The organism is Streptomyces armeniacus, from assembly GCF_003355155.1.
GTDB lineage: Bacteria > Actinomycetota > Actinomycetes > Streptomycetales > Streptomycetaceae > Streptomyces > Streptomyces armeniacus.
Genome location: NZ_CP031320.1, coordinates 2,740,516 through 2,762,527 on the forward strand (window position 1 = coordinate 2,740,516; position 22,012 = coordinate 2,762,527).

At 71.8% G+C, this 22,012-nt stretch carries 15 protein-coding genes and 2 pseudogenes; 8 read left to right on the forward strand and 9 right to left on the reverse strand.

The annotated features are described in order from the left end of the window. Positions 1-4: 4 nt before the first annotated feature. Both DVA86_RS11980 and DVA86_RS11985 read right to left on the reverse strand, forming a co-directional pair. Positions 5-958 carry a bifunctional helix-turn-helix transcriptional regulator/GNAT family N-acetyltransferase gene (locus tag DVA86_RS11980; protein ID WP_208878021.1) on the reverse strand — a complete coding sequence of 318 codons (954 nt, stop codon included), beginning with the start codon at positions 956-958 and terminating at the stop codon, positions 5-7. A gap of 62 nt (positions 959-1,020) precedes the next feature. Further along, positions 1,021-2,175 carry a LacI family DNA-binding transcriptional regulator gene (locus DVA86_RS11985; protein ID WP_208878022.1) on the reverse strand — a complete coding sequence of 385 codons (1,155 nt, stop codon included), beginning with the start codon at positions 2,173-2,175 and terminating at the stop codon, positions 1,021-1,023. Between the two features lie 381 nt (positions 2,176-2,556). On the opposite strand from DVA86_RS11985, the gene DVA86_RS11990 reads away from it, so the two are divergent. The 5 genes from DVA86_RS11990 (at position 2,557) to DVA86_RS12010 (ending at position 8,943) form a co-directional block, all read left to right on the forward strand. Continuing rightward, the gene (locus tag DVA86_RS11990) at positions 2,557-3,576 is read left to right on the forward strand and encodes an alpha/beta fold hydrolase (protein WP_208878023.1); all 1,020 of its coding nucleotides are present in this window, start codon (positions 2,557-2,559) and stop codon (positions 3,574-3,576) included. A gap of 149 nt (positions 3,577-3,725) precedes the next feature. Beyond that, positions 3,726-4,883 (forward strand): Gfo/Idh/MocA family protein, encoded by a 1,158-nt coding sequence (locus tag DVA86_RS11995; RefSeq protein WP_208878024.1) that lies wholly within the window; start codon positions 3,726-3,728, stop codon positions 4,881-4,883. A gap of 62 nt (positions 4,884-4,945) precedes the next feature. Next, positions 4,946-6,079 (forward strand): dihydrodipicolinate synthase family protein, encoded by a 1,134-nt coding sequence (locus DVA86_RS12000; RefSeq protein WP_425470977.1) that lies wholly within the window; start codon positions 4,946-4,948, stop codon positions 6,077-6,079. Then, a complete protein-coding gene (locus DVA86_RS12005) occupies positions 6,076-6,960 on the forward strand; it encodes a sugar phosphate isomerase/epimerase family protein (RefSeq protein ID WP_208878026.1) in 885 nt (294 codons plus the stop codon). The genes DVA86_RS12000 and DVA86_RS12005 overlap by 4 nt, the downstream gene beginning before the upstream one ends. A gap of 735 nt (positions 6,961-7,695) precedes the next feature. Continuing rightward, positions 7,696-8,943 (forward strand): Cmx/CmrA family chloramphenicol efflux MFS transporter, encoded by a 1,248-nt coding sequence (locus tag DVA86_RS12010; protein ID WP_208878027.1) that lies wholly within the window; start codon positions 7,696-7,698, stop codon positions 8,941-8,943. 72 nt (positions 8,944-9,015) lie between these two features. Here the strand turns inward: DVA86_RS12010 and DVA86_RS12015 are convergent. Continuing rightward, a pseudogene (locus tag DVA86_RS12015) lies at positions 9,016-9,924 on the reverse strand (glycoside hydrolase family 16 protein); the annotation flags it as partial. A gap of 399 nt (positions 9,925-10,323) precedes the next feature. Here DVA86_RS12015 and DVA86_RS12020 point away from each other — a divergent pair. Beyond that, entirely contained in the window at positions 10,324-11,166 is an 843-nt protein-coding gene (locus tag DVA86_RS12020) for a GntR family transcriptional regulator (RefSeq protein WP_208878030.1), read from the forward strand. A gap of 124 nt (positions 11,167-11,290) precedes the next feature. Here DVA86_RS12020 and DVA86_RS12025 read toward each other — a convergent pair. From DVA86_RS12025 to DVA86_RS12035, 3 genes and pseudogenes are all read right to left on the reverse strand, one after another. Then, positions 11,291-13,318 (reverse strand): annotated as a pseudogene (locus DVA86_RS12025) (ABC transporter permease/substrate-binding protein). 20 nt (positions 13,319-13,338) lie between these two features. After that, positions 13,339-14,811 carry a sugar ABC transporter ATP-binding protein gene (locus tag DVA86_RS12030; RefSeq protein WP_245997598.1) on the reverse strand — a complete coding sequence of 491 codons (1,473 nt, stop codon included), beginning with the start codon at positions 14,809-14,811 and terminating at the stop codon, positions 13,339-13,341. 119 nt (positions 14,812-14,930) lie between these two features. Continuing rightward, positions 14,931-15,923 carry a LacI family DNA-binding transcriptional regulator gene (locus DVA86_RS12035; protein WP_208878032.1) on the reverse strand — a complete coding sequence of 331 codons (993 nt, stop codon included), beginning with the start codon at positions 15,921-15,923 and terminating at the stop codon, positions 14,931-14,933. 213 nt (positions 15,924-16,136) lie between these two features. Here DVA86_RS12035 and recD2 point away from each other — a divergent pair, with 213 nt between their 5' ends. Then, the gene (gene recD2 / locus DVA86_RS12040; protein ID WP_208878034.1) at positions 16,137-18,365 is read left to right on the forward strand and encodes an SF1B family DNA helicase RecD2; all 2,229 of its coding nucleotides are present in this window, start codon (positions 16,137-16,139) and stop codon (positions 18,363-18,365) included. Positions 18,366-18,584: 219 nt separating this feature from the next. Continuing rightward, entirely contained in the window at positions 18,585-19,892 is a 1,308-nt protein-coding gene (locus DVA86_RS12045) for a citrate synthase (RefSeq protein ID WP_208878036.1), read from the forward strand. A 386-nt stretch (positions 19,893-20,278) separates the two neighbouring features. Here DVA86_RS12045 and DVA86_RS12050 read toward each other — a convergent pair whose 3' ends face one another. The 3 genes from DVA86_RS12050 to DVA86_RS12060 form a co-directional block, all read right to left on the reverse strand. Beyond that, positions 20,279-20,518, reverse strand: a complete 240-nt coding sequence (locus tag DVA86_RS12050) for a heavy-metal-associated domain-containing protein (RefSeq protein WP_245996516.1) — start codon at positions 20,516-20,518, stop codon at positions 20,279-20,281. A 51-nt stretch (positions 20,519-20,569) separates the two neighbouring features. Further along, complete coding sequence (locus tag DVA86_RS12055) at positions 20,570-20,764, reverse strand: MerR family DNA-binding transcriptional regulator (RefSeq protein ID WP_208878040.1); 195 nt, start codon at positions 20,762-20,764, stop codon at positions 20,570-20,572. 177 nt (positions 20,765-20,941) lie between these two features. Next, a complete protein-coding gene (locus DVA86_RS12060; RefSeq protein ID WP_208878042.1) occupies positions 20,942-21,982 on the reverse strand; it encodes a Gfo/Idh/MocA family protein in 1,041 nt (346 codons plus the stop codon). Positions 21,983-22,012: the final 30 nt, after the last annotated feature.

Genomic DNA, 22,012 nt, shown 5'->3' on the forward strand with positions numbered 1-22,012 from the left:
GGGGTCAGAGGATCAGATGCCAGTCCTGTCCGACAAGGTCCGCGCCGTAACTGCGGTGCGGCGTCTCCGCCGTCAAGGTGAATCCGGCGCGCTGGTAGATGCGGCGGGCGGCGTCGAGGTTGGCGTTCGTCCACAGCACCATCTCGCGGTAGCCCGCCCCGCGTGCGAAGCCGGTGCACTTGGACACCAGCCGCTCGCCCAGGCCGTGGCCGCGCGCGGACGGCTCGACGAGCAGCAGTCGCAGCCGGGCGGTGCGGGGCGCGGAGTCCCGTACGCACATCACGCAGCCGGCGGGGGCGCCGTCCAGCTCGGCAATCCACAGCCGTTCCAGGGCGGGGTCGTGCTCCTCGCCGAAGTCCGCGACGATGCGGGCGACGAGGGCCTCGAAGCGGGCGTCCCAGCCGTACTCCCGCGCGTACAGCGCGCCGTGGCGCTGGACGACCCAGCCGAGGTCGCCCGGCTCGGGGGCGCGCAGCCGGATGTCCGGGGTACGGGCGCGGTTGCGGGCGGGGGAGCGGGCGCCGCGGGCGTTCCTGCCGGCGTCGCCGAGGAGGGCGCGGATGGTGTCCATCGCGCCGGCCAGCCGCGGCCGTTCGTCCTGCGGGACGCGGCCGAGGAGATTCCGTACGGACTCCAGCGAACGCTCCTCCAGCAGCGCCGCCGCCTCCCGCCCGGCCGCGGTCAGCGTGACGCGCTGCCGGCGGGCGTCCGCCGCGGACTGCTCGCGCACGATCAGGCCGTCCCGCTCGAACTTCAGCAGCAGGCGGCTCAGATGGCCCGCGTCGAGGCTGAGCGAGGCGCGCAGGTCGGCGGCATCGAGCGCGGGGGCGTGCGCCAGCTCGTAGAGGATGCGCGCCTCGGTCAGGGTGTACGGGGTGTACAGGTGCTTGCTGTAGTCCAGCGCGCCGATGAGGTTGGTGTAGAAGCGGTTGAACTCGCGGATCTCCGTCACCGACATGGTGCTCTCCCGGGTGGCTCGCGGGAATCTTTGACTGAGTCAAAGGTATCCCGCGTGATCCGTCAGGGGAAGGAGTGCGGTGGTGCGGTGGAGGCGCGCACGATGAGCTCCGCCGGTACGGTCGCCACGCCGCCCGGCGGCGCGCCCTCGCGCCCGAGCGCGAGCCGCCCGGCCCGCGCGCCGGCGCTGTGCAGCGGAATGCGCACGGTGGTGAGCGCAGGGTGGGCGTCCACGCTGTACGGGAAGTCGTCGAAGCCCGCCACCGAGATGTCCTCCGGGACGCGCAGGCCCTGCTCGCGCAGCGCGGCGCAGACGCCGAGGGCGACGGTGTCGTTGGCGGCGAGCACGGCGGTCGGTGCCGCGCCGCGGCGCAGCAGCTCGAGCGCGCCGTCGTAACCGGAAGGGCGGTCGTACGCGCAGCCGTGCACGGTCAGCAGCTCGGCGTCGGCCAGCAGCCCGCGCGCCTCCAGCGCCTGCCGGTGCCCGTCGAGGCGGTGGCGGGTGGTGGTGCGGTCGGCCGGGCCCGCGACGTAGCCGATACGGCGGTGGCCGAGCGAGAGGAGGTGCTCGGTCAGCCGGCGCGCGCCACCGGTGTTGTCGAAGGCGAGCGTGACGATGCCGCCGTCGGCGGCGGGCGCGGGGCCGCCCGGGGCACCCGCCGTCTCGGCCGCTCCCGTTCCCGTTCCCGTACCCGCTCCCGCTCCGGCGCCGCGCGCCGCTGTACCGCCGCCCGCCGCGCTGCCGCCCATCGGCGGCCGTCCGCAGAGCACCACGCGGGCGCCGCCCTCGGTGAGCCGCTGCAGCCGTGCCGCGAGCGCGGCCTGGTGCTCGGGGTCCTCCACGGCGCTTCCGGTGACCACGACCGCCGCGGCGCGCTGGCGCTGGAGGAGCGTGAGGTAGGTGAGTTCGCGCTCCGGGGAGCCGCCGGTGTTGCACACGACGGGGAGCTTCCGGTCGCCGATCTCACTCTGTACGGCGCTTGCGATGATGCCGAAGAACGGGTCCGCGATGTCGTTGACCAGAACGCCGACGAGGTCGGAGCTGGCGGCGGCGAGGGCGCTGGCGGGGCCGTTCACCACGTACTCCAGCTCCTCGACCGCGCGCAGCACCCTGCCGCGGGTGTGCGCCGCGACCGGGTAGTTGCCGCTCAGCACGCGCGAGACCGTGGCCGCGGAGACCCCTGCCCGCGCGGCCACATCGGCGAGGGTCACTGCCATCGGGAGTCCTCCGGGCGTAGAGAGCAGGGGAGTCGGGTCGGGGTGTTCCGGGGTGCGGGGCCGTCGGGGGAGGGACATGATCTCACCCGCGCGGTCCGCGCGTACCGGGGCAGGGGTGCACGGGCGGATCCGGGCCACGTACGTCCGCGCACGGCCACGTACGTCCGCGCACGGCCATGTACGTCCGCGCGGGCCCGTACAGCCGCGCGCCGGCTGCTCCGCCGTACGCGCCGCCCTTTGCCGTACCGGCAAAGAAGCTGGCGCGCGCCGCGCGGCCGCCGTCACGATCATGGGAGTGCGGACCGCGGGCGCACGCAACCGGCAACCGGCGCCCGAACGCCGGCCGCGCGAGCCCGCCCGCTCAGCCCGCCAGGAGGAATCATGTCCCAGCCCACCAGCCCCTCGTCCCCCGCGTCCGCACCCGTGCCGGAGGCGAGGCACCGTCTCGTGAACGTACCCGGCGGCCGCGTCCACCTGGTGGAGCAGGGCACCGGGCCGCTGGTGCTGCTGGTGCACGGCTTCCCCGAGTCCTGGTACTCGTGGCGCCGCCAACTCCCGGCGATCGCCGCGGCGGGCTTCCGCGCGGTGGCCGTCGACGTACGCGGCTACGGCCGTTCGTCGAAGCCGCGGGAGGTGGAGGCGTACCGCATGCTGGCGCACGTCTCCGACAACGTCGGCGTCGTGCAGGCGCTCGGCGCGGAGACCGCGACCGTCGTGGGCCACGACTGGGGCTCGGTCATCGCCGCCAACTCCGCGCTGCTCAGGCCGGACATCTTCACCGCCGTGGGGCTGCTCAGCGTGCCGTACACGCCGCGCGGCGGCCCCCGGCCGACGGACGTGTTCGGCCAGATCGGCGGGAGCGAGGAGTTCTACGTCAGCTACTTCCAGCGGTACGGGCGCGCCGAGGCCGAGATCGAGCCGGACGTACGCGGCTGGCTGGCCGGCTTCTACGCGGCGCTCTCGGCCGACACGATGCTGCCCGCCGGCGAGAGCAACCCCTTCTTCGTGCCCGAGGGCGGCCTGCTCCGCGACCGCTTCCCCGCCGGCACGCTGCCGGCCTGGCTGTCCGAGGCCGATCTCGACTTCTACGCGGCAGAGTTCGAGCGGTCCGGCGTGAGCGGCGCGCTCAACCGCTACCGCAACGTCGACCGCGACTGGGAGGACCTCGCCGCCTGGAACGGGGCGCCGATCCGGCAGCCGTCGCTGTTCGCCGGCGGCGCCGCCGACGCGTCCACGACCTGGCTGGCCGACGCCGTCAAGGCGTATCCCACGACCCTGCCCGGACTGGTCTCCTCGCACATCCTCGACGGCTGCGGGCACTGGATCCAGCAGGAGCGCGCGGACGAGGTCAACCTGCTGCTGACCGACTGGCTGCACGTGCTGCCCGCGCAGATGTCCTGAGCCGCGTTCGGCGCATCGCAACGGAACCCGCGCGCACCGCGCAACGGAACCCGCGTACCGGTCCCCGTACCGTACGGCCTTGCCGTGCCGTACGGGGGTGGCTAATCTGGCCCTCGATAGCAAGCGCTTTCTATCGAGAAGGAACGCCTGTGGAACGCAAGACCCTGCGGATCGCCATGAACGGTGTGACCGGCCGGATGGGCTACCGCCAGCACCTCGTACGGTCGCTCCTGGCCCTGCGTGAACAAGGCGGCCTCGACCTGGGCGACGGCACGGCGCTGTGGCCCGAGCCCGTCCTCGTCGGACGCCGGGAGCACGCCCTGAGGGACCTCGCCGAACGCCACGGCCTGGACGCAAGCGCGGTCAGCACGGATCTGGACGCGGTGCTCGCCGACGACAGCATCGACATCTACTTCGACGCCCAGGTGACCTCCGCCCGCGCCGCCGCGCTCCGCAAGGCGATCAGCGCGGGCAAGCACGTCTACACCGAGAAGCCGACCGACACCAGCCTGGCGGGCGCGCTCGAACTCGCCTCCCTGGCGCGGGACGCGGGCATCAAGCACGGGGTCGTCCAGGACAAGCTCTTTCTGCCCGGCCTGCTGAAGCTGAAGCGGCTCATCGACGGCGGCTTCTTCGGCGAGATCCTGTCGGTGCGCGGCGAGTTCGGCTACTGGGTCTTCGAGGGTGACTGGCAGGAGGCGCAGCGCCCGTCCTGGAACTACCGCGCGGAGGACGGCGGCGGGATCGTCGTCGACATGTTCCCGCACTGGGAGTACGTGCTGCACGGCCTGTTCGGCCGCGTGACCTCCGTGCAGGCGCTAGCCGCCACGCACATCCCGCGTCGCCACGACGAGCGCGGGCAGCCGTACGAGGCCACCGCCGACGACGCCGCGTACGGCATCTTCGAGCTGGAGGGCGGCACCGTCGCCCAGATCAACTCCTCGTGGGCGGTGCGCGTCAACCGTACGGAGCTGGTGGAGTTCCAGGTCGACGGCACCCACGGGTCGGCGGTGGCGGGGCTGCGCGGCTGCCGCGTACAGCACCGTTCGGCGACATCCAAGCCGACGTGGAACCCGGACCTCCCGGTCACCGAGGACTTCCGCGCGCAGTGGCAGGAGGTGCCGGACAACGGCGAGTTCGACAACGGGTTCAAGGCGCAGTGGGAGCAGTTCCTGCGGCACGTCGCGCTGGGCGAGCCGTACGAGCGCGACCTGCTCGCGGGCGCGCGCGGCGTGCAGCTCGCGGAGCTGGGGCTGAAGTCCTCGGCGGAGGGCCGCCGTATCGAGGTCCCGGAGCTGGCGCTGTGACGGCGCCCGGCGCGGACCGCGCCCCGGGAGACGCGTCGCGCGACAGCGGGGACGCGTCACGCGTGCCCGGAGGCCCGTCGCGTGCGCCGGCGCGGGTCGTGTTCGCGGCGGCGCACGTCGTCGCCGATCCGCTCGCGGACGTCTCACCGGACGGGCCGGCCGCCGTGGACTGGGAAGCCACGCTCGCCTTCCGGCACCACCTGTGGGCGCACGGGCTGGGCGTCGCCGAGGCCATGGACACCGCGCAGCGCGGCATGGGCCTCGGCCCGGAAGGCGCCGCCGAGCTGATCCGCCGTACGGCCGCCGAGTCGCGGTCCGTCGGCGGCGACCTGGCCTGCGGCGCGGGCACGGACCAGCTCGTGCCGGGCGCGAGCCGGGCCGAGGTGGTGGCGGCGTACGAGGAGCAGCTGGAGCTCGTCGAGAGCTGCGGCGCGCGGCCCATCCTGATGGCGTCCCGCGCGCTGGCCGCCGCGGCACGCGGCCCGGAGGACTACGCGGAGGTGTACGGGCGGCTGCTGCGCCAGGCGGCGCGGCCGGTCATCCTGCACTGGCTGGGGCCGATGTTCGACCCGGCCCTGACCGGCTACTGGGGCAGTACGGATCTGGACGCGGCCACCGAGACGTTCCTGCGCGTCATCGCCGAACGCCCCGACCGGGTCGACGGTGTGAAGGTCTCGCTGCTGGACGCCGGCCGCGAGACGGCCCTGCGCCGGCGGCTGCCCCCCGGCGTGCGCTGCTACACGGGCGACGACTTCCACTACCCCGAGCTGATCGAGGGCGACGAACACGGCCACAGCGACGCGCTCCTGGGCGTCTTCGACCCGCTGGCGCCGCTCGCGGCACGGGCGTTGCGCTCGCTGGACGAGGGCGACCCCGCCGGCTTCCGCGCGGTGCTCGACCCGACGGTGCCGCTGGCGAGGCACCTCTTCGAGGCGCCGACCAGGTTCTACAAGACGGGCGTCGTCTTCCTCGCCTGGCTGGCCGGGCACCAGGACCACTTCACGATGGTCGGCGGGCTGCAGTCGGCGCGTTCACTGCCGCACCTGCGGCGCGCGTACGAACTCGCCGACGGGCTGGGCCTCTTCCCCGACCCGGCGCTGGCCGAGGCACGGATGGGGCAGCTGCTCGCGGTGTACGGCGGGCGGGGCGCGTACGCGGACACGGCGGCGCACGACGTACGGGAGGCGCGCGCATGACGGACCACGCCACGGGCCACGCCGCGGAGCTCGCGCGCTTCTCCGTCAACCAGATGACGGTCAAGCAGCTCTCCCTGCCCGAACTGACCGACGCCTGCGCCCGGCTGGGCGTCCCCGGCGTCGGACTGTGGCGGGAACCGGTGCAGTCGTACGGTGTCGCCGAGGCGGCCCGCCTGGTGCGGGACGCCGGGCTGCGCGTCACCTCGCTGTGCCGCGGCGGCTTCCTTACCGCCACGGACCCGGCCGAGCGGCGCAAGGCGCTCGACGACAACCGCGCCGCCGTGGACGAGGCCGCGACGCTCGGCACCGGCACCCTCGTACTGGTCTCGGGCGGACTCCCGGCGGGCAGCCGCGACCTGCGGGGCGCGCGGGAGCGCATCGCCGACGCGCTGGCCGAACTCGGCCCGTACGCGCGGGAACACGGCGTACGGCTGGCCATCGAGCCGCTGCACCCGATGTACGCAGCCGACCGCTGCGTCGTCTCCACCCTCGGGCAGGCGCTGGAGCTGGCCGAACGGTTCCCGGCGGAGCAGGTCGGCGTCGCGGTGGACACGTACCACCTGTGGTGGGACGACCGGGTGCCGGAACTGGTCGCGCGGGCGGGCGCCGCCACGGGCGCGGAGGGGCCGGTTCCGGGCGGACGGATCGCCGTCTTCCAGGTCGCCGACTGGATCACGCCACTGCCGGCCGGGGTGCTGCTGGGCCGCGGGCAGCTCGGCGACGGCGCGGTGGATCTGCGCGGCTTCCGCGCCCTGGTCGACGCGGCGGGCTACGCGGGACCGGTCGAGGTGGAGCTGTTCAACGAGGCGCTGTGGGCACGGGACGGCGCGGAGGTGCTGGCCGAGACGGCGGAGCGGTACGTACGGCACGTGCTGGACTGACGCCTTCCGGCACCGCCACCACCTGGGACATACGGAAGCCCCACGACCGGTCGGAGGCGTTCCGAAAAAAGTGCTCAACGCAGTACAACCCTTCCGGAGAGTCGCGGGTCATACCTGGCATCGGGCGTTCCTGGGGGGAAACTGGGATGGGAGTCCGAGGGGGGTACGAGGGGCCCGCCGCTCAGCGGCCGGGCCCCTCGTCGTATGCGGACACGGTCCGCGTGGTCCGCGATGTGCGTGGCTGGAAAATGCCGTTGGACGGGCCCGTCACGGAGTGTTACGGTCTCTGTTGTGAACAGCCCAGAAGCGGACCAACGCTAGCCACCAACATTCCGGTGGCCGCCTTGATGCGCTCCCCAGCTGCGCGGTCCTGCACGGATCGGGTACTGATCCCGCACTGACCGCGTGCTCCACAAGGGTGTTGCCACCAGACCGCCATCCGGCGGGCTGCCTTTCCCGCGCGCCTGTCTCTCGACGCCGACGGTTTCCATGAGACATCCGGACGTCCCGGTTCCCGCGCGCGCGTTCTGACACGCGAGCACCGTCACGCGCCCTGCCGCGCGTGCGTCTTCCGCATCGCCGCGTCGCCTCCCGTTACGGCGTCGTGCGCCGAGCCCGTGCTCGCGGGCGGCCCGCACTCCCCCCAGCCCTTCAGCTCATCCGGCCGTCATGGCCCGGTCCGGGCGACCGCCTGCGGTCTTCCGGGAGCGGGCCGCCACCCCAGGAGTCCCTTTCATGCCATTCGCCGTCTACGTGCTCGGGCTGGCGGTATTCGCCCAGGGCACCTCGGAGTTCATGCTGTCCGGTCTGGTGACCGGCATCGCGGACGACCTCCATGTGTCCCTGTCCGCCGCCGGCTTGCTGACCTCCGCGTTCGCCATCGGAATGGTGGTCGGCGCCCCGCTCATGTCCCTGCTCAGCCGTCGCTGGCCGCGCCGCCGCGCGCTGGTGGCGTTCCTGTCCGTCTTCGTCGCCGTGCACGTCGTCGGCGCGCTCACCACCAGCTATCCGCTGCTGCTGGCGACCCGGGTCGTCGGGGCGCTGGCGAACGCCGGGTTCTGGGCCGTCGCGCTGGCGACCGCCGTCGGCATGGTCGAGCCCGGTTTGCGGGCGCGCGCCGCGTCCGTGGTGGTCGGCGGTGTGACCCTCGCGTGCATCGCGGGCGTGCCCGGCGGCGCGCTGCTGGGGGAGCAGTGGGGGTGGCGGTCGGCGTTCTGGGCGGTGGCCCTCGTGTCGCTGCCCGCCGTCCTCGCGATCGTGCGGACGATCCCGGAACAGCGCCCGGACGCGGGCGCGGACGAGGTGAGCGCACGGCGTGAACTCCGCGTCCTGCGCGACCGCCGGCTTCTGTCGACGCTGCTGGTGTGCGCGCTCGTGCAGGGCGCGACGTTCTGCACCTTCACCTATCTCGCGCCGCTCGTCACCGAGGTGACCGGGTTCGGCGAGGGATGGGTGCCGGGTGTGCTGGCGCTGTTCGGGGTGGGCTCGTTCGTCGGCGTCACTCTCGGGGGCCGGGTCATCGACGCCCGCCCGATGGTGTTCCTGACGGCGGGGATGGTCTCGCTGGCCGCCGGCTGGACGGCGTTCGCGGTGACCGCCGGACACCCGGTGGCGGCCCTGGTGTTCGTGTTCGTGCAGGGGATGCTCGCGTTCGGCACCGGCATCGCGCTGATCTCCCGCGTGCTGGAGCAGGCCGCCGAGGCGCCGACGCTGGCGGGCGGCTTCGCCACGGCCGCGTTCAACGTGGGCGCCACGGTGGGGCCTTGGGCCGGCGGGCTGGCGCTGAGCGCCGGGCTCGGCTTCCGTTCGCCGGTGTGGGTGAGCGCGCTGCTGATGGGCCTGGCGCTGCCCGCCGTCCTGATACCGGCCGCCGCTGCCGCTTCCGCCGCGCTGAGGGGGCGGCGCGCGGCGGCGGCCGGCGGAACGGACCGGGAAGACCCGCGGGGCGGGCCGGACCGCCGGGACCACGCCTCCGCGCCCTAGGAGCCGCCGGGCGGGCCCGGACGCGCGCTGGGGGACGCGCCACCGGGCCCGCACCAGCGGCGGGTCAGCGGGTCAGCGCTTGCCGGAGGCCGCGCCGCCGTGCGGCTTCGCGTCCGAGGCGCCCGCCGCGGGCACGTTGTCCTCGAAGGCGGTGCCCGCCTCGCGGTACGCGTCGACCTTGGATGTGACCTCCTCGGGGCTCAGCACCTCGTCCTTGACGTGCAGGACGTAGTCCACCTGCTGGTCGTACGAGCGCTCCTCGGTGGCCGGCTGGCCCTCCAGGTCGATCAGCCACTGGTTGAAGTACAGCCCCATGGGCCGCTCCGGCAGGTACTTGGCGTCGTGCTTCGCGAACTCCTGTCCGTCGATGTAGTAGGTGATGTTGCTGTCGTCGATCGTGAACACCAGGTCGTGCCAGCCCGCGAAGCTGGAACGGGAGCTGTTCTGCTGGGTGACGGTCTCCCACGGATCGGGGTTGTACGTCTCGTAGGAGGTGGTGAAGAGGACGCTGTCGGTCTCGCCCCAGCCGCCGTTGGGCAGGTACTCGAAGTCGTACTCGGAGTAGTCGTCGGCCATCGGCGCGGTCAGGTCGTTGAGCGAGAAGAACGTCTGCACCAGGCGGTCGCCGTCGGGGCCCGACTTCGGCTCGTCCGAGAACTTCACGCGGGCCGCGTACGTCCCGTTCTTGAACTTCATGGAGTCGGAGAGGAGTTCGGAGTGCTCGGTGGACTCCGGGGTGCCTGCGGTGGAGGTCTCCAGATTCATGATGGAGTTCCCGCCGTCGTCGGCGAACGTGATGTTCTCGGGTGCCCAGGTGGCGCCCGGCACGCCCGGCGCACCCGTGGTGGCACGCGCGGACCAGCCGTGCTCGGCCAGCTTCGGGTCGTCGTGCGAGGTGTAGTTGAAGTCGTCGAACAGCGCCTCGCCGGCGGCCGGCTTGGGCGCCGGGTCGGAATCCGCCGGGGCGGCTCCGGCGTTCGCGGCCAGACCGGCGGCCGCCAGCGCGGTGACGGCGGCGACGGCCGCGATCGTCTTCGGCCTGCGGTTGCGTGCGCGGTGCTCGCGGGACATGTGCCTCTCCTTCGTGTGGGGTTCGGTCGAGGCTCACTTTGACCAGTGGTCAACTGGATAGTTGACCTGTTGGGTGGTGGAAGGAAACTGGCATAGACCAATGGGGGCGTCAAGTCCCCCTGCGGAACGGGTTCCCGACCCCATTCCGGCATCGGGACCGCCGGATGTACGGGCGTGCCCGGCCGCCGTACGCGGTCAACGGGCCGTCCGCCAGTGAGCGGTGCGCCAACTGACCAGTTGGCCGAATATGGCGTCGCACATGGCAGACTGGTCAACTGCCCGTAGGCGAGGAAGGCTGGTACCTGGCACATGGACACCGAAGCACCGGGCGCGGTCCTCAAGCGGGAGCGGGCCCGCGGCGTCATCCTGGAGCTCGTCGAGTCGCGCAGCCCCGGCGACCCCATCCCCTCGGAGCGCGCCCTCTGTGCCGAACTGGGCATCTCACGGCCGACCTTGCGTGCCGCCGTGGACGAACTCGTGGCCGCGGGGCTCCTCGTGCGGGAGCACGGCCGCGGCATGTTCGTGGCCCCCGCCAAGATCACCCAGGAGATGGTGTCGGAGCAGCACACCATGAGGCTGCCGCCGGCAGCCGGCACCTGGTCCAGCCGGCTGCTGGAGTTCACGACCGTCCCGGCGGGCGCCAGGGTGGGCCGCAAGCTGCGGATGTCGCCCGCCGCGGAGATCGTCTACGCGGCCCGGCTGCGGCTCGTCGACGGCGCCCCGATGGCCATCGAGCATCTGCACTTCCCGGCCGTCCTGGTGCCCGGTCTGGCCGCGGGGGACCTGGAGAGCGGGCATCTGTACGAGCATCTGCGCGAGCGGCACGGCGTACGTGTGCACGAGGCGGTCCAGGCCATCGAGCCGACCGTCGTCACCAAGGCGGAGGCCGACCTGCTCGACGTGCCCGAGCTGTCGCCCGCGCTGCTCTTCGAGCGGCTGACCACCGACACCCGGGAGCGGCCGGTGGAGTACGTCCACTCGCTCTACCGCGGCGACCGCTACCGGCTGGTCTCCCGGCTCACGCTCGGCCCGGCCGCTGCCATCGCCGCGCCGTCGGAGCGGGACGGCCACCATCCGGGCATCCCGCCGGGCGAGTTCGCGCACCGGGACGCGTTCACCTCGTCCACGGTGGGCGACGTCCAGGCGGACTGACGTCCAGGCGGACTCACGCCCCAGCCGACTGACGCCCAAGCCGACCGGCGCCCAGGCCGACGGAGCCCCGCCGCGTTCGGCGGCGGGGCTGCGGGGGACGGTTCGGCTCAGAACCTCGCGGCGCTCACTTCAGGAAGTCCGCCACGTTGTCCTTGCCGACGACCTTCACCGGCACCTTGATGTCCTTGTCGACGTTCGTGCCGTCCGCCGCCCGCACCGCGTTCCGTACGGCCATCTTGCCGAGCTCGTCCGGCTGCTGGGCGATGGTCGTCGCCATGGTGCCCTTCCTGACCGCCTTGAGGCCGTCCGGGGTCCCGTCGAAGCCGACGACCTGGACGGAGTCGCCCGCCCTGCTGCCCAGGGCCTTGACCGCGCCGAGCGCCATCTCGTCGTTCTCGGCGAAGACGCCGGAGATGCCCGGGTTGGACTGCAGCAGGTTGGTCATCACGTCCAGACCCTTGGTCCGGTCGAACTCGGCGGGCTGCTTCGCGACCACCTTGATGTCCGGGTACTTCTTGATGCCCTTCTCGAAGCCCTGGAACCGCTCGTTCGACGCGGAGGTGCCCGAGATGCCGCGGAGGACCACGATCTGGCCCTCCTTGCCGATCTGTTCGGCCAGCGCCTTGGCGGCCAGTTCGCCGCCCTGCACGTTGTTCGAGGCGACGGTGGTGGTGACGTCGGCGCCTTCCACCGCGCGGTCGGCGGCGACGACGGGGATGTCGGCGTTCCCGGCCGCCTTGACCGACGGGGCGGCGGCCTTGGAGTCCACCGGGTTGATGATGATGACGTTCTTGTTCTGGCTGGTGAAGTTCTGCAGCTGGTTCGTCTGGGTGGAGGCGTCGTTCTGTGCGTCGGTGACCGAGAGGTCCACCTTCTGAGCCTTGGCCTCCGCCTCGGCGCCCTTCTTCATCTCCACGAAGAACGGATTGTTCAGGGTGGATATGGACATTCCGATCTCGGCCTTGCCCCCGCCACCGCCGCCGCCGTCAGAGTCCGAGCCACAGGCCGTGGCGGTGACGGCGAGCGCCGCCATGGCGGTGGCGAGGTAAGTTCTCCGCTTCATACGCATTGCTGCATTCCTTGCAGTCGACGGTAGTTGAGAGATTCATGCACAAAGACTGGAAGATCACCTACGGCGACGGAGTGTATCGAGGAGTGCCGCCAGAGCGATAACCGACCCGATGACAACCTGCTGCCAGAATGCGGACACATCGAGCAGATTCAGGCCATTCCGCAGCACGGCGAGGATGAGCGCGCCGATCAGCGTGCCGGACGCCTTGCCCACGCCGCCGGACAGGCTGGCGCCGCCGATGACGCACGCGGCGATCGCGTCGAGCTCGTAGCCCATCGCGGCCGTCGGCTGCGCGGACACCAGCCGAGACGCCAGGATGATGCCCGCGACCGCCGCGAAGCAGCCGGAGAGCGCGTACGTGATGACCTTCTGGCGCTGTACGCGGATGCCGGACAGCCGCGCGGCCTCCTCGTTGCCGCCGATCGCGTACATGGAGCGCCCGGCGTACGTGCGGTTCAGCACCACCGCCGCGATGCCGCTCATGGCCACCATGACGATCACCGGCACCGGCAGCATGTCGCCGATGTCCTCGCCGAGCGAGCCCAGCGAGTCCGGGAACATGATCGGCTGGCCCTGCGAGATGACCTGGCCGAGGCCGCGGGCGATGGAGAGCATCGCGAGCGTCGCGATGAACGACGGCAGTCTCCCGTACGACACCAGCGCGCCGTTGACCAGTCCGCACGCCGTGCCGGTGGCCAGCGCGAACACCACGGCCAGCCATACGGGCATGCCCTGGTCGGTCGCCGACCACGCCAGCACCATGGCCGAAAGCGCGGCCACCGAGCCGACCGACAGGTCGATTCCGGCGGAGACGATGACGAACGTGACGCCGAACGCGAGGATCGCGGTGACGGCGGCCTGTACGCCGACGTTGAGCAGGTTGCGGGTGGTCAGGAAGTCCGGCGACATCATCGACAGCACCACGATGAGCACCGCCAGCGCGCCGAGGGCTCCGCTGTCCTGCAGCAGCCGCCGGACCACGGGAGGCAGTCTGTCGGCGGTCATGCGGTGTCCGCCGTTCCGGCCCCCCTTGTCGTTGCGGCCCGGACCGGTGCCCGCGCTCTGCAGATCAGTGGCCACTGAGGCCCTCCCTCTCTCGTTCAGGTGGTGACCGCGGTCGGGACCGCCAGGGCCATGACGGCGTCCTGGGTGGCCTGCGCGGCGGTGAGTTCGCCCGTGATCCGGCCCTGCGCCATGACCAGGATCCGGTCGCTCATGCCCAGCACCTCGGGCAGCTCGCTGGAGATCATGAGCACGGCGCGGCCGGCCGCGGTGAGGTCGTTGATGAGGCGGTAGATCTCGACCTTCGCCCCGACGTCGATGCCGCGGGTGGGCTCGTCGAGGATCAGCACCCTGCTGTCCGCGAGGAGCCACTTGCCGATCGCGACCTTCTGCTGGTTGCCGCCGGACAGCGTGCGGGTGCGGTGGTCGAGGCCGGCCATCCGGATGCCCAGTTCGCCGGCCATGCGGGAGGCCGCCCGCCGCTGTCCGGCCCGGTCGACCCAGCCCCGGCGGGTGGCGCCGCGCAGGGTGACCAGCCCGAGGTTCTCCGACACGGAGGCGTCCAGCAGCAGCCCCTGCGCCTTGCGGTCCTCCGGCACCAGCCCGATGCCCGCGGCCATCGCGGCGGGCACGTCCCCGCCGGGCAGCCGGCGGCCGAGCACCTCGACGGTGCCCCGGTCGTACGGGTCGGCGCCGAACAGCGCCCGCGCCACCTCCGTACGCCCCGCGCCCACCAGCCCGGCGACGCCGACGACTTCGCCGGCCCGCACCTCGAAGCCGATGTCCTCGAACCGCCCGGCACGCGACAGACCGGACACGCGCAGCAGCGGCGCCGGGTCCTGCCGTACGGTGCCGTGCGCCCGCGGGTACTGCTGCTCGATGCTGCGCCCCACCATCAGCCGTACGAGCTCGTCCCGTCCGGTGTCCGCGGGCACCTGTGCGACGCTGCGGCCGTCCCGCAGGACGGTGACGCGGTCGCCGAGCCGGGCGACCTCCTCCAGCTTGTGCGTGATGAAGACGACGCCCACGCCGTCCTGCCGCAGCCTGTCCACGATGTCGAACAGCCGGTCCACCTCGCCGCTGGTCAGTACGGCGGTGGGCTCGTCCATCACCAGGACGCGGGCGCGCAGGCTCAGCGCCTTGGCGATCTCGACCATCTGGAGCCGTGCGACGCCGAGTCGCCGCAGCCTGGTGTCCGCGGACACGTCGACGCCGACGCGTTCGAGCAGCGCGGTGGCGTCGGTGTTCATCCGGCGGCGGTCGATCAGGCCGTAGCGGCGGGGCTGGCGGCCGAGGTAGATGTTCTCCGCGACGGTGAGGTCGGGCACCAGGTTGAACTCCTGGTGGATGGTGGCGATGCCGTACTTCTCCGCGTCCTGGGCGCCGTTGATCTGCGCGGGCGTGCCGTCCACGAGGATGCGCCCGCCGTCCGGCCGGTGCGCCCCCGCGAGCATCTTGATGAGCGTGCTCTTGCCCGCGCCGTTCTCGCCGAGCAGCACGTGCACTTCGCCTGCGCGCAGGTCGAAGTCGACGCCGCCCAGGGCCTGTACGCCGGGGAACGCCTTGGTCACGCCCTCGGTGCGGAGCAGTTCGCGGCCCGGGGGCGCGTCGTGCGCGGCGCGCGCGTCCTGCGGCGGGGGCGCGTCGTACGGCGGGGGCTTGTCGAAGGAGGTCAACGGTGCTCCCTTTCTCACTCGCCGCAGGAACGGCGTGGCACAAGGCTGGCGGTGAGGGTGACCGAGGGCGTGGCGCGGCCCTCGAGCAGGTCGATCAGCGCCCGTACGGCGCTGTGCCCGAGCTCCTCGGTCGGCTGGGCGATCGCGGTCAGCGGCGGGTCGGTGTGCAGGAACCACGGGATGTCGTCGAACGCCGCGAGCGCGACGTCGTCCGGCACCCGCAGCCCGCGGCCGCGGATCTCGTCCATCGCGCCGAGCGCCATCAGGTTGTCGGTCGCGAACACGGCGCTGGGCGGCTCCGGCAGGTCCAGGAACCGGGCGGTGGCGCGGCGGCCGCTCTCGGCCTGGTAGTCGCCCTGCTCGAGGTAGCCGGCGGGCAGGCCGAGGCCGAACTCGGCGAGCGCGCCGCGGAAGGCGTCCACGCGCTCGTTGCCGGTGCTGGTCGTGGTGGGTCCGGCGATGATGGCGAGCCTGCGGTGCCCGAGCGCGTGCAGATGGGCCACCAGGTCGCGGACGGCGGCGCGGCCGTCCGTACGGATCACGGGGGCGTCGACGCCGGGGATCCAGCGGTCGAGGAACACCACGGGCACGTCGGAGCGGGCGGCGACCTCGGGCAGCAGCGGAGAGCTGTCGTCGGTGGGGCTCACCAGCAGTCCGTCGATGCGGCGCTCCAGGAGCGTACGGACGTGGTGGTCCTGGAGGGCGGGCTGCTCGTCGGCGTTGCCGATGACGACGCTGTAGCCCTGGCCGCGCGCCTCGTCCTCGACGGCGCGGGCGAGGGCGGTGAAGAACGGGTTCAGCACGTCGCTGATGACGAGGCCCAGCGTGTGGGTCTGGTGGGTGCGCAGCGAGCGGGCGACGCCGTTGGGCCGGTAGCCGAGTTCGGCGATGGCGGCGAGCACACGGGCGCGGGTGTCGGGGCGTACGGCCGGGTGGTCGTTGAGCACGCGCGAGACCGTGGCGACGGAGATGCCGGCCCTTGCCGCGACATCCTTGATGCTCGCCATCGAGCTGCTGCTTTCGTCGTCATGGTAACGATTACATGGAGGATTAAAACGGCGCTGGGCAGCGGGAACAAGGGGCGAGACCCGATCGTGATGTGCGACCCGGCACACAGCGCGGATGAACGCCCGGACGGTGGCGGAGAGTTGCCGCCCGGTGCCGTACAGGGACTGCCCGCCGAGTGCCCGTTGTCAGTGCGGGAGGCTACGGTCTGTGACATGGCGTTCGAACTCGCGGTGCTCGAAGGGGTCCTTGAGCGCATCACGTATGCCAACGAGGAGAACGGATACACCGTCGCCCGCGTCGACACCGGCCGCGGCGGCGGCGACCTGCTCACCGTCGTCGGCTCGCTGCTGGGCGCGCAGGTGGGGGAGTCGCTGCGGATGGAGGGCCGTTGGGGCTCCCACCCGCAGTACGGCAGACAGTTCACGGTGGAGAACTACACGACGGTGCTGCCCGCCACCGTGCAGGGCATCCGGCGCTATCTCGGCTCCGGGCTGATCAAGGGCATCGGCCCGCGCATCGCAGAGCGCATCGTCGACCACTTCGGCCTGGACACCCTCGACGTCATCGAGCAGGACGCGCAGAAGCTGATCGAGGTGCCGGGGCTCGGCCCGAAGCGGACCGGGAAGATCGCGTCGGCCTGGGAGGAGCAGAAGGCCATCAAGGAGGTGATGGTCTTCCTGCAGGGCGTCGGCGTCTCCACCTCCATCGCCGTCCGCATCTACAAGAAATACGGCGACGCCTCCATCTCCGTGGTGAAGAACGAGCCGTACCGGCTGGCGGCCGACGTCTGGGGCATCGGCTTCCTCACCGCCGACCGCATCGCGCAGGCCGTCGGCATCCCGCATGACAGCCCGGAGCGGGTCAAGGCCGGACTGCAGTACGCCCTTTCGCAGTCGACGGACCAGGGCCACTGCTTCCTCCCGGAGGAGCAGCTGATCTCCGACGCCGTGAAGCTGCTCCAGGTGGACACCGGGCTGGTCATCGAGTGCCTGGGCGAACTCGCGGGCGAGGACGAGGGCGTGGTGCGCGAGACCGTGCCGGGCGAGGACGGGCAGCCGGTGACGGCCGTCTATCTGGTGCCGTTCCACCGCGCCGAGATCGCCCTCGCCGCACAGCTGCGGCGGCTGCTGCGTACGGACGAGGAGCGCATCCCGGCGTTCCGCGACGTCGACTGGGACAAGGCGCTGGGCTGGCTCGCCGGGCGCACCGGCGCGGATCTCGCGGAGGAGCAGCGGCAGGCGGTCAGGCTGGCGCTGACGGAGAAGGTCGCGGTGCTGACCGGCGGGCCGGGCTGCGGCAAGTCGTTCACCGTACGGTCGGTGGTCGAGCTGGCCCGCGCGAAGAAGGCCCGGGTGGTGCTGGCGGCGCCCACGGGACGGGCCGCGAAGCGGCTGTCGGAGCTGACCGGAGCCGAAGCGTCCACCGTGCACCGGCTGCTGGAGCTGAAGCCGGGCGGCGACGCGGCGTACGACCGGGACCGGCCGCTCGAGGCCGACCTGGTGGTGGTGGACGAGGCCTCCATGCTCGACCTGCTGCTGGCGAACAAGCTCATCAAGGCCGTGCCGCCCGGCGCGCACCTGCTGCTCGTCGGCGACGTCGACCAGCTGCCGTCGGTCGGCGCCGGCGAGGTGCTGCGCGACCTGCTCGCCAAGGACGGCCCGGTGCCCGCCGTGCGGCTCACCCGGATCTTCCGGCAGGCGCAGCAGTCGGGCGTCGTCACCAACGCGCACCGCATCAACTCCGGTGTGCCGCCCGTCACCCAGGGCCTGCCGGACTTCTTCCTGTTCGCCGAGGACGACACGGAGGAGGCGGGGAGGCTGACCGTGGACGTGGTGGCCCGCCGCATCCCCGCGAAGTTCGGCCTCGACCCGCGCCGCGACGTGCAGGTGCTGGCCCCGATGCACCGCGGCCCGGCCGGCGCGGGCACCCTCAACGGGCTGCTCCAGCAGGCCGTCACGCCCACGCGGCCCGGCCTGCCGGAGAAGCGGTTCGGAGGGCGGGTCTTCCGGGTAGGCGACAAGGTCACACAGATCCGCAACAACTACGAGAAGGGCGCGAACGGCGTCTTCAACGGCACCGTGGGTGTCGTCACCGGGCTCGACCCGGACGACCAGCGGCTGACCGTGCGCACCGACGAGGACGAGGAGGTGCCGTACGACTTCGACGAGCTGGACGAGCTGGCGCATGCCTACGCCGTCACCATCCACCGCTCCCAGGGCAGCGAGTATCCGGCTGTCGTGATCCCGGTGACGACCAGTGCCTGGATGATGCTGCAGCGTAATCTCCTCTACACCGCCGTCACCCGGGCCAAGCGCCTGGTGGTGCTGGTCGGCTCGCACAGAGCCATCGGGCAGGCGGTGCGCACGGTCTCGGCGGGACGCCGCTGCACCGCGCTCGACCACCGGCTGTCCGGCGCCGCGGGGCTCGCGACGGGAGTCTGACGGAGGCCCGCGGCCTGTTGGCGGGCCTCCGGGGCGACAGCACATTGCCGCGGGGGTGACCACCGGGCCCACAGGGTGCAGGATGGTCTTAGATACGGCACTCCGTGCCACCATGGAGCCCTTTGGCCGACCCCGAGTGCACCGCACAGCACCAAATGGGGGACAGTGGAAGGGTCAGGGCACCTCGAAGATGAGGCACTACCTCCGGTGAGGGAAGACGTGAGCGAACACCCCCGCGAAAGTGACAGCGCTGTCGTACTCCGGTACGGAGACAGCGAGTACAGCTACCCGGTCGTGGACAGCACGGTCGGCGACCGTGGCTTCGACATCGGCAAGCTGCGCGCCGATACCGGTCTGGTGACCCTGGACTCCGGCTACGGCAACACCGCCGCGTACAAATCCGCCATCACCTATCTCGACGGCGAGAAGGGCATCCTGCGCTACCGCGGATACCCCATCGAACAGCTCGCCGAGCGCGGCTCGTTCATCGAGACGGCCTACCTGCTGATCAACGGCGAACTGCCCACCGTCGACGAGCTGGCCAACTTCAAGAACGAGATCACGCAGCACACCCTGCTGCACGAGGACGTCAAGCGGTTCTACGACGGCTTCCCGCGGGACGCGCATCCGATGGCGATGCTGTCCTCCGTGGTGAGCGCCCTGTCGACGTTCTACCAGGACAGCCACAACCCGTTCGACGAGAAGCAGCGCCACCTCTCGACGATCCGGCTGCTGGCCAAGCTGCCCACCATCGCCGCGTACGCGTACAAGAAGTCCGTCGGCCACCCGGTGATCTACCCGAGCAACGACCTGGGCTACGTGGAGAACTTCCTCCGCATGACCTTCTCGGTGCCCGCGGCGCAGTACGACCTGGACCCGGTCGTCGTCAGCGCCCTCGACAAGCTGCTCATCCTGCACGCGGACCACGAGCAGAACTGCTCGACGTCCACCGTGCGGCTGGTCGGCTCCTCGCAGGCGAACATGTTCGCCTCGGTCTCCGCCGGCATCAACGCCCTCTGGGGCCCGCTGCACGGCGGCGCCAACCAGAGCGTGCTGGAGATGCTGGAGGCGATCCGCGCCGACGGCGGCGACGTCGACAACTTCATCCGCAAGGTGAAGAACAAGGAGAGCGGCGCGAAGCTGATGGGCTTCGGGCACCGCGTCTACAAGAACTTCGACCCCCGGGCGAAGATCATCAAGGCGGCGGCGCACGACGTCCTCTCGGCGCTCGGCAAGAGCGACGAGCTGCTCGACATCGCGCTCCGGCTCGAGGAGCACGCGCTCAGCGACGACTACTTCGTGGAGCGCAAGCTCTACCCGAACGTCGACTTCTACACGGGCCTGATCTACCGTGCCATGGGCTTCCCGACGACCATGTTCACGGTGCTGTTCGCGCTCGGCCGGCTGCCGGGCTGGATCGCCCAGTGGCACGAGATGATCAAGGAGCCGGGCTCCCGTATCGGCCGTCCGCGGCAGATCTACACCGGCGTTGTCGAGCGGGACTACGTGCCGGTCGAATCCCGCTGAGAGCCCCGCTGAGCAGTCGTAAGACGCCGGCATATGCGCAGGCCCCGGTTCAACTGGACCGGGGCCTTCCGTATGTGGCTCTACTGTGACCACCTGTGAGACGTAGCTCACAAAATTGGGGGGTAACCATTGAGCCGGGTCGCGGGTCTAACCGGTGTGGCGTCGGCACCCGGCGGAGTCGTCGTCGTAACGGTACGCGTGCAACGGGGAACCTTGAGCGGCCTCCCGGCGTACGTGTTTCCAGAAAGCGCCCGGCCAGGATCCCGTGGGGGGAATCCATGACCGGGACAAGGGGAACGCCCCGTAGGCAGGCCCGTGGGGGGACCTGTCGCGGGGCGTTCCCTCTTTCCTGCGGGCCTCGCGCCGGGCGCTCCCGCTCTCAGCGGTCAGGCCCTGCCGACGAGTTCGTACCCGGCCTCGTCAACGGCCGCCCGTACGGCCTCGTCGTCCGGCTCCTCCGTGAAGGTGACGGTCACCAGGCCGGTGTCGGCCGCCGCCTGCACCGCGGACACGCCCTCGATCTCGGACAGTTCGCTGGAGACGGCCCCTTCGCAGTGACCGCAGCTCATGCCGGTGACCTTGTATGTGGTGACGTTGCTCATGGACTCGCTCCCTGGTGGTGACATGCGCTCGTGATGGGTGCCGCCCAGCGGCTCTCCATACCCCCCAAGGGTATCTCATCGGTCGCCTCGGTGCCGGGGGCGCCGTACGACCCAGTCCCGGATCGTGTCCGCGAACCAGTACGGCCTGCCGCCCTCCACCCGGTCCGGTGGGGGCAGCAGGCCGTTCTTGCGGTAGGACCGCACGGTGTCGGGCTGGACGCTGATGTGCGCGGCGATTTCCTTGTAGGTCCAGAGTCGGCGGTCGGCCATGTTGCGGCACCTCCCAGAGAGCGACTGTTGGTCAATCACTCTGTGTCCGGTGAACGACTCAGCGTGACCGCCGCGAGGCGCTGTGCGCCGGCTGTGACACGGAACTCGCGTACTCGTTACGGTCGTTACGAAGGGGAGACGCGCTTCGGGCACCCGTACGAGTCCGCCGCGCGGCCCTCACGCGTAGAAGTCCGGCCGTTCGACGAGTTCGACCGCCGTGCGCTGCCCCGTCCGCTGCGCCTCGATGCCCGCCGCGCACACCGCCGCCGCGGCGTAGCCGTCCCAGGCGGTGGGCCCGGTGGTGCGGTCCGCGCGGGCGGCGTCCACCCACTCCTGCACCTCGAGGTCGTACGCGTCCGCGAAGCGCGCGATGAAGTCCTGCGGGATCTCACCGCCCCAGCCCGCCGGGGAGTTGACCAGCAGGTCGTGGCCCTCGCCGATGCGCGCCGTGCCGCGCTCGCAGACGGCCTCGGCCTGCACCTGGTAGCCGAAGCCGCAGGTCGCGAACATCTCGACGGTGACCACGGCGCCCTCCGTGGTCTCGAACAGCACCACCTGCGGGTCCTCCAGGCCGTCCGGCGCGAGCGACGACGGGCGCGGCCGTACGACCGTGATCGCGGCGATCTCCTGCTCCAGCAGCCAGCGGGCGCAGTCCATCTCGTGCACGACCGAGTCGCTGATCAGCATGGAGGTCGTGAAGTAGTCGTGCACCTTCACGTTGCGGTGCCGGCAGTGCATCAGCAGCGGCCGGCCCAGCGTCCCGCCCTCCAGCAGCCGCTTGAGCTTGCGGAACTCGCTGTCGAAGCGGCGCATGAAGCCGACCTGGATGCGCCGCCGCCCCAGCTTCCGTTCGGCGTCCAGCACGCGCAGCGCGCTCTCCGCGTCCGGTGTGAGCGGCTTCTCGCAGAGCACCGGCAGGTCGCGGGCGAGCGCCGCCAGCAGCTGCTCCTCGTGGGCAGGGCCGGGCGACGCGAGGAGTACGGCGTCCACGCCCGGCGCCGCCAGCGCCTCGGCCGCGTCGCCGTACGCGGTGCACCCGTCGACGGTGTCCGCGAGCCGTCGCGCCCGCGCCTCGTCCAGGTCGGCGACCGCGGCCACGTGCGCTCCGCTGATCACCTGGTCGATGCGCCGGACGTGGTCCGCGCCCATCGCGCCGGTGCCGATGACGGCCACGCCGAGGCTGGGCCGCCGGGCGAACTCCCGGGCCTGCTGCGTCATGTGCGATTCTCCTTCGGGGGGCGTACGCCG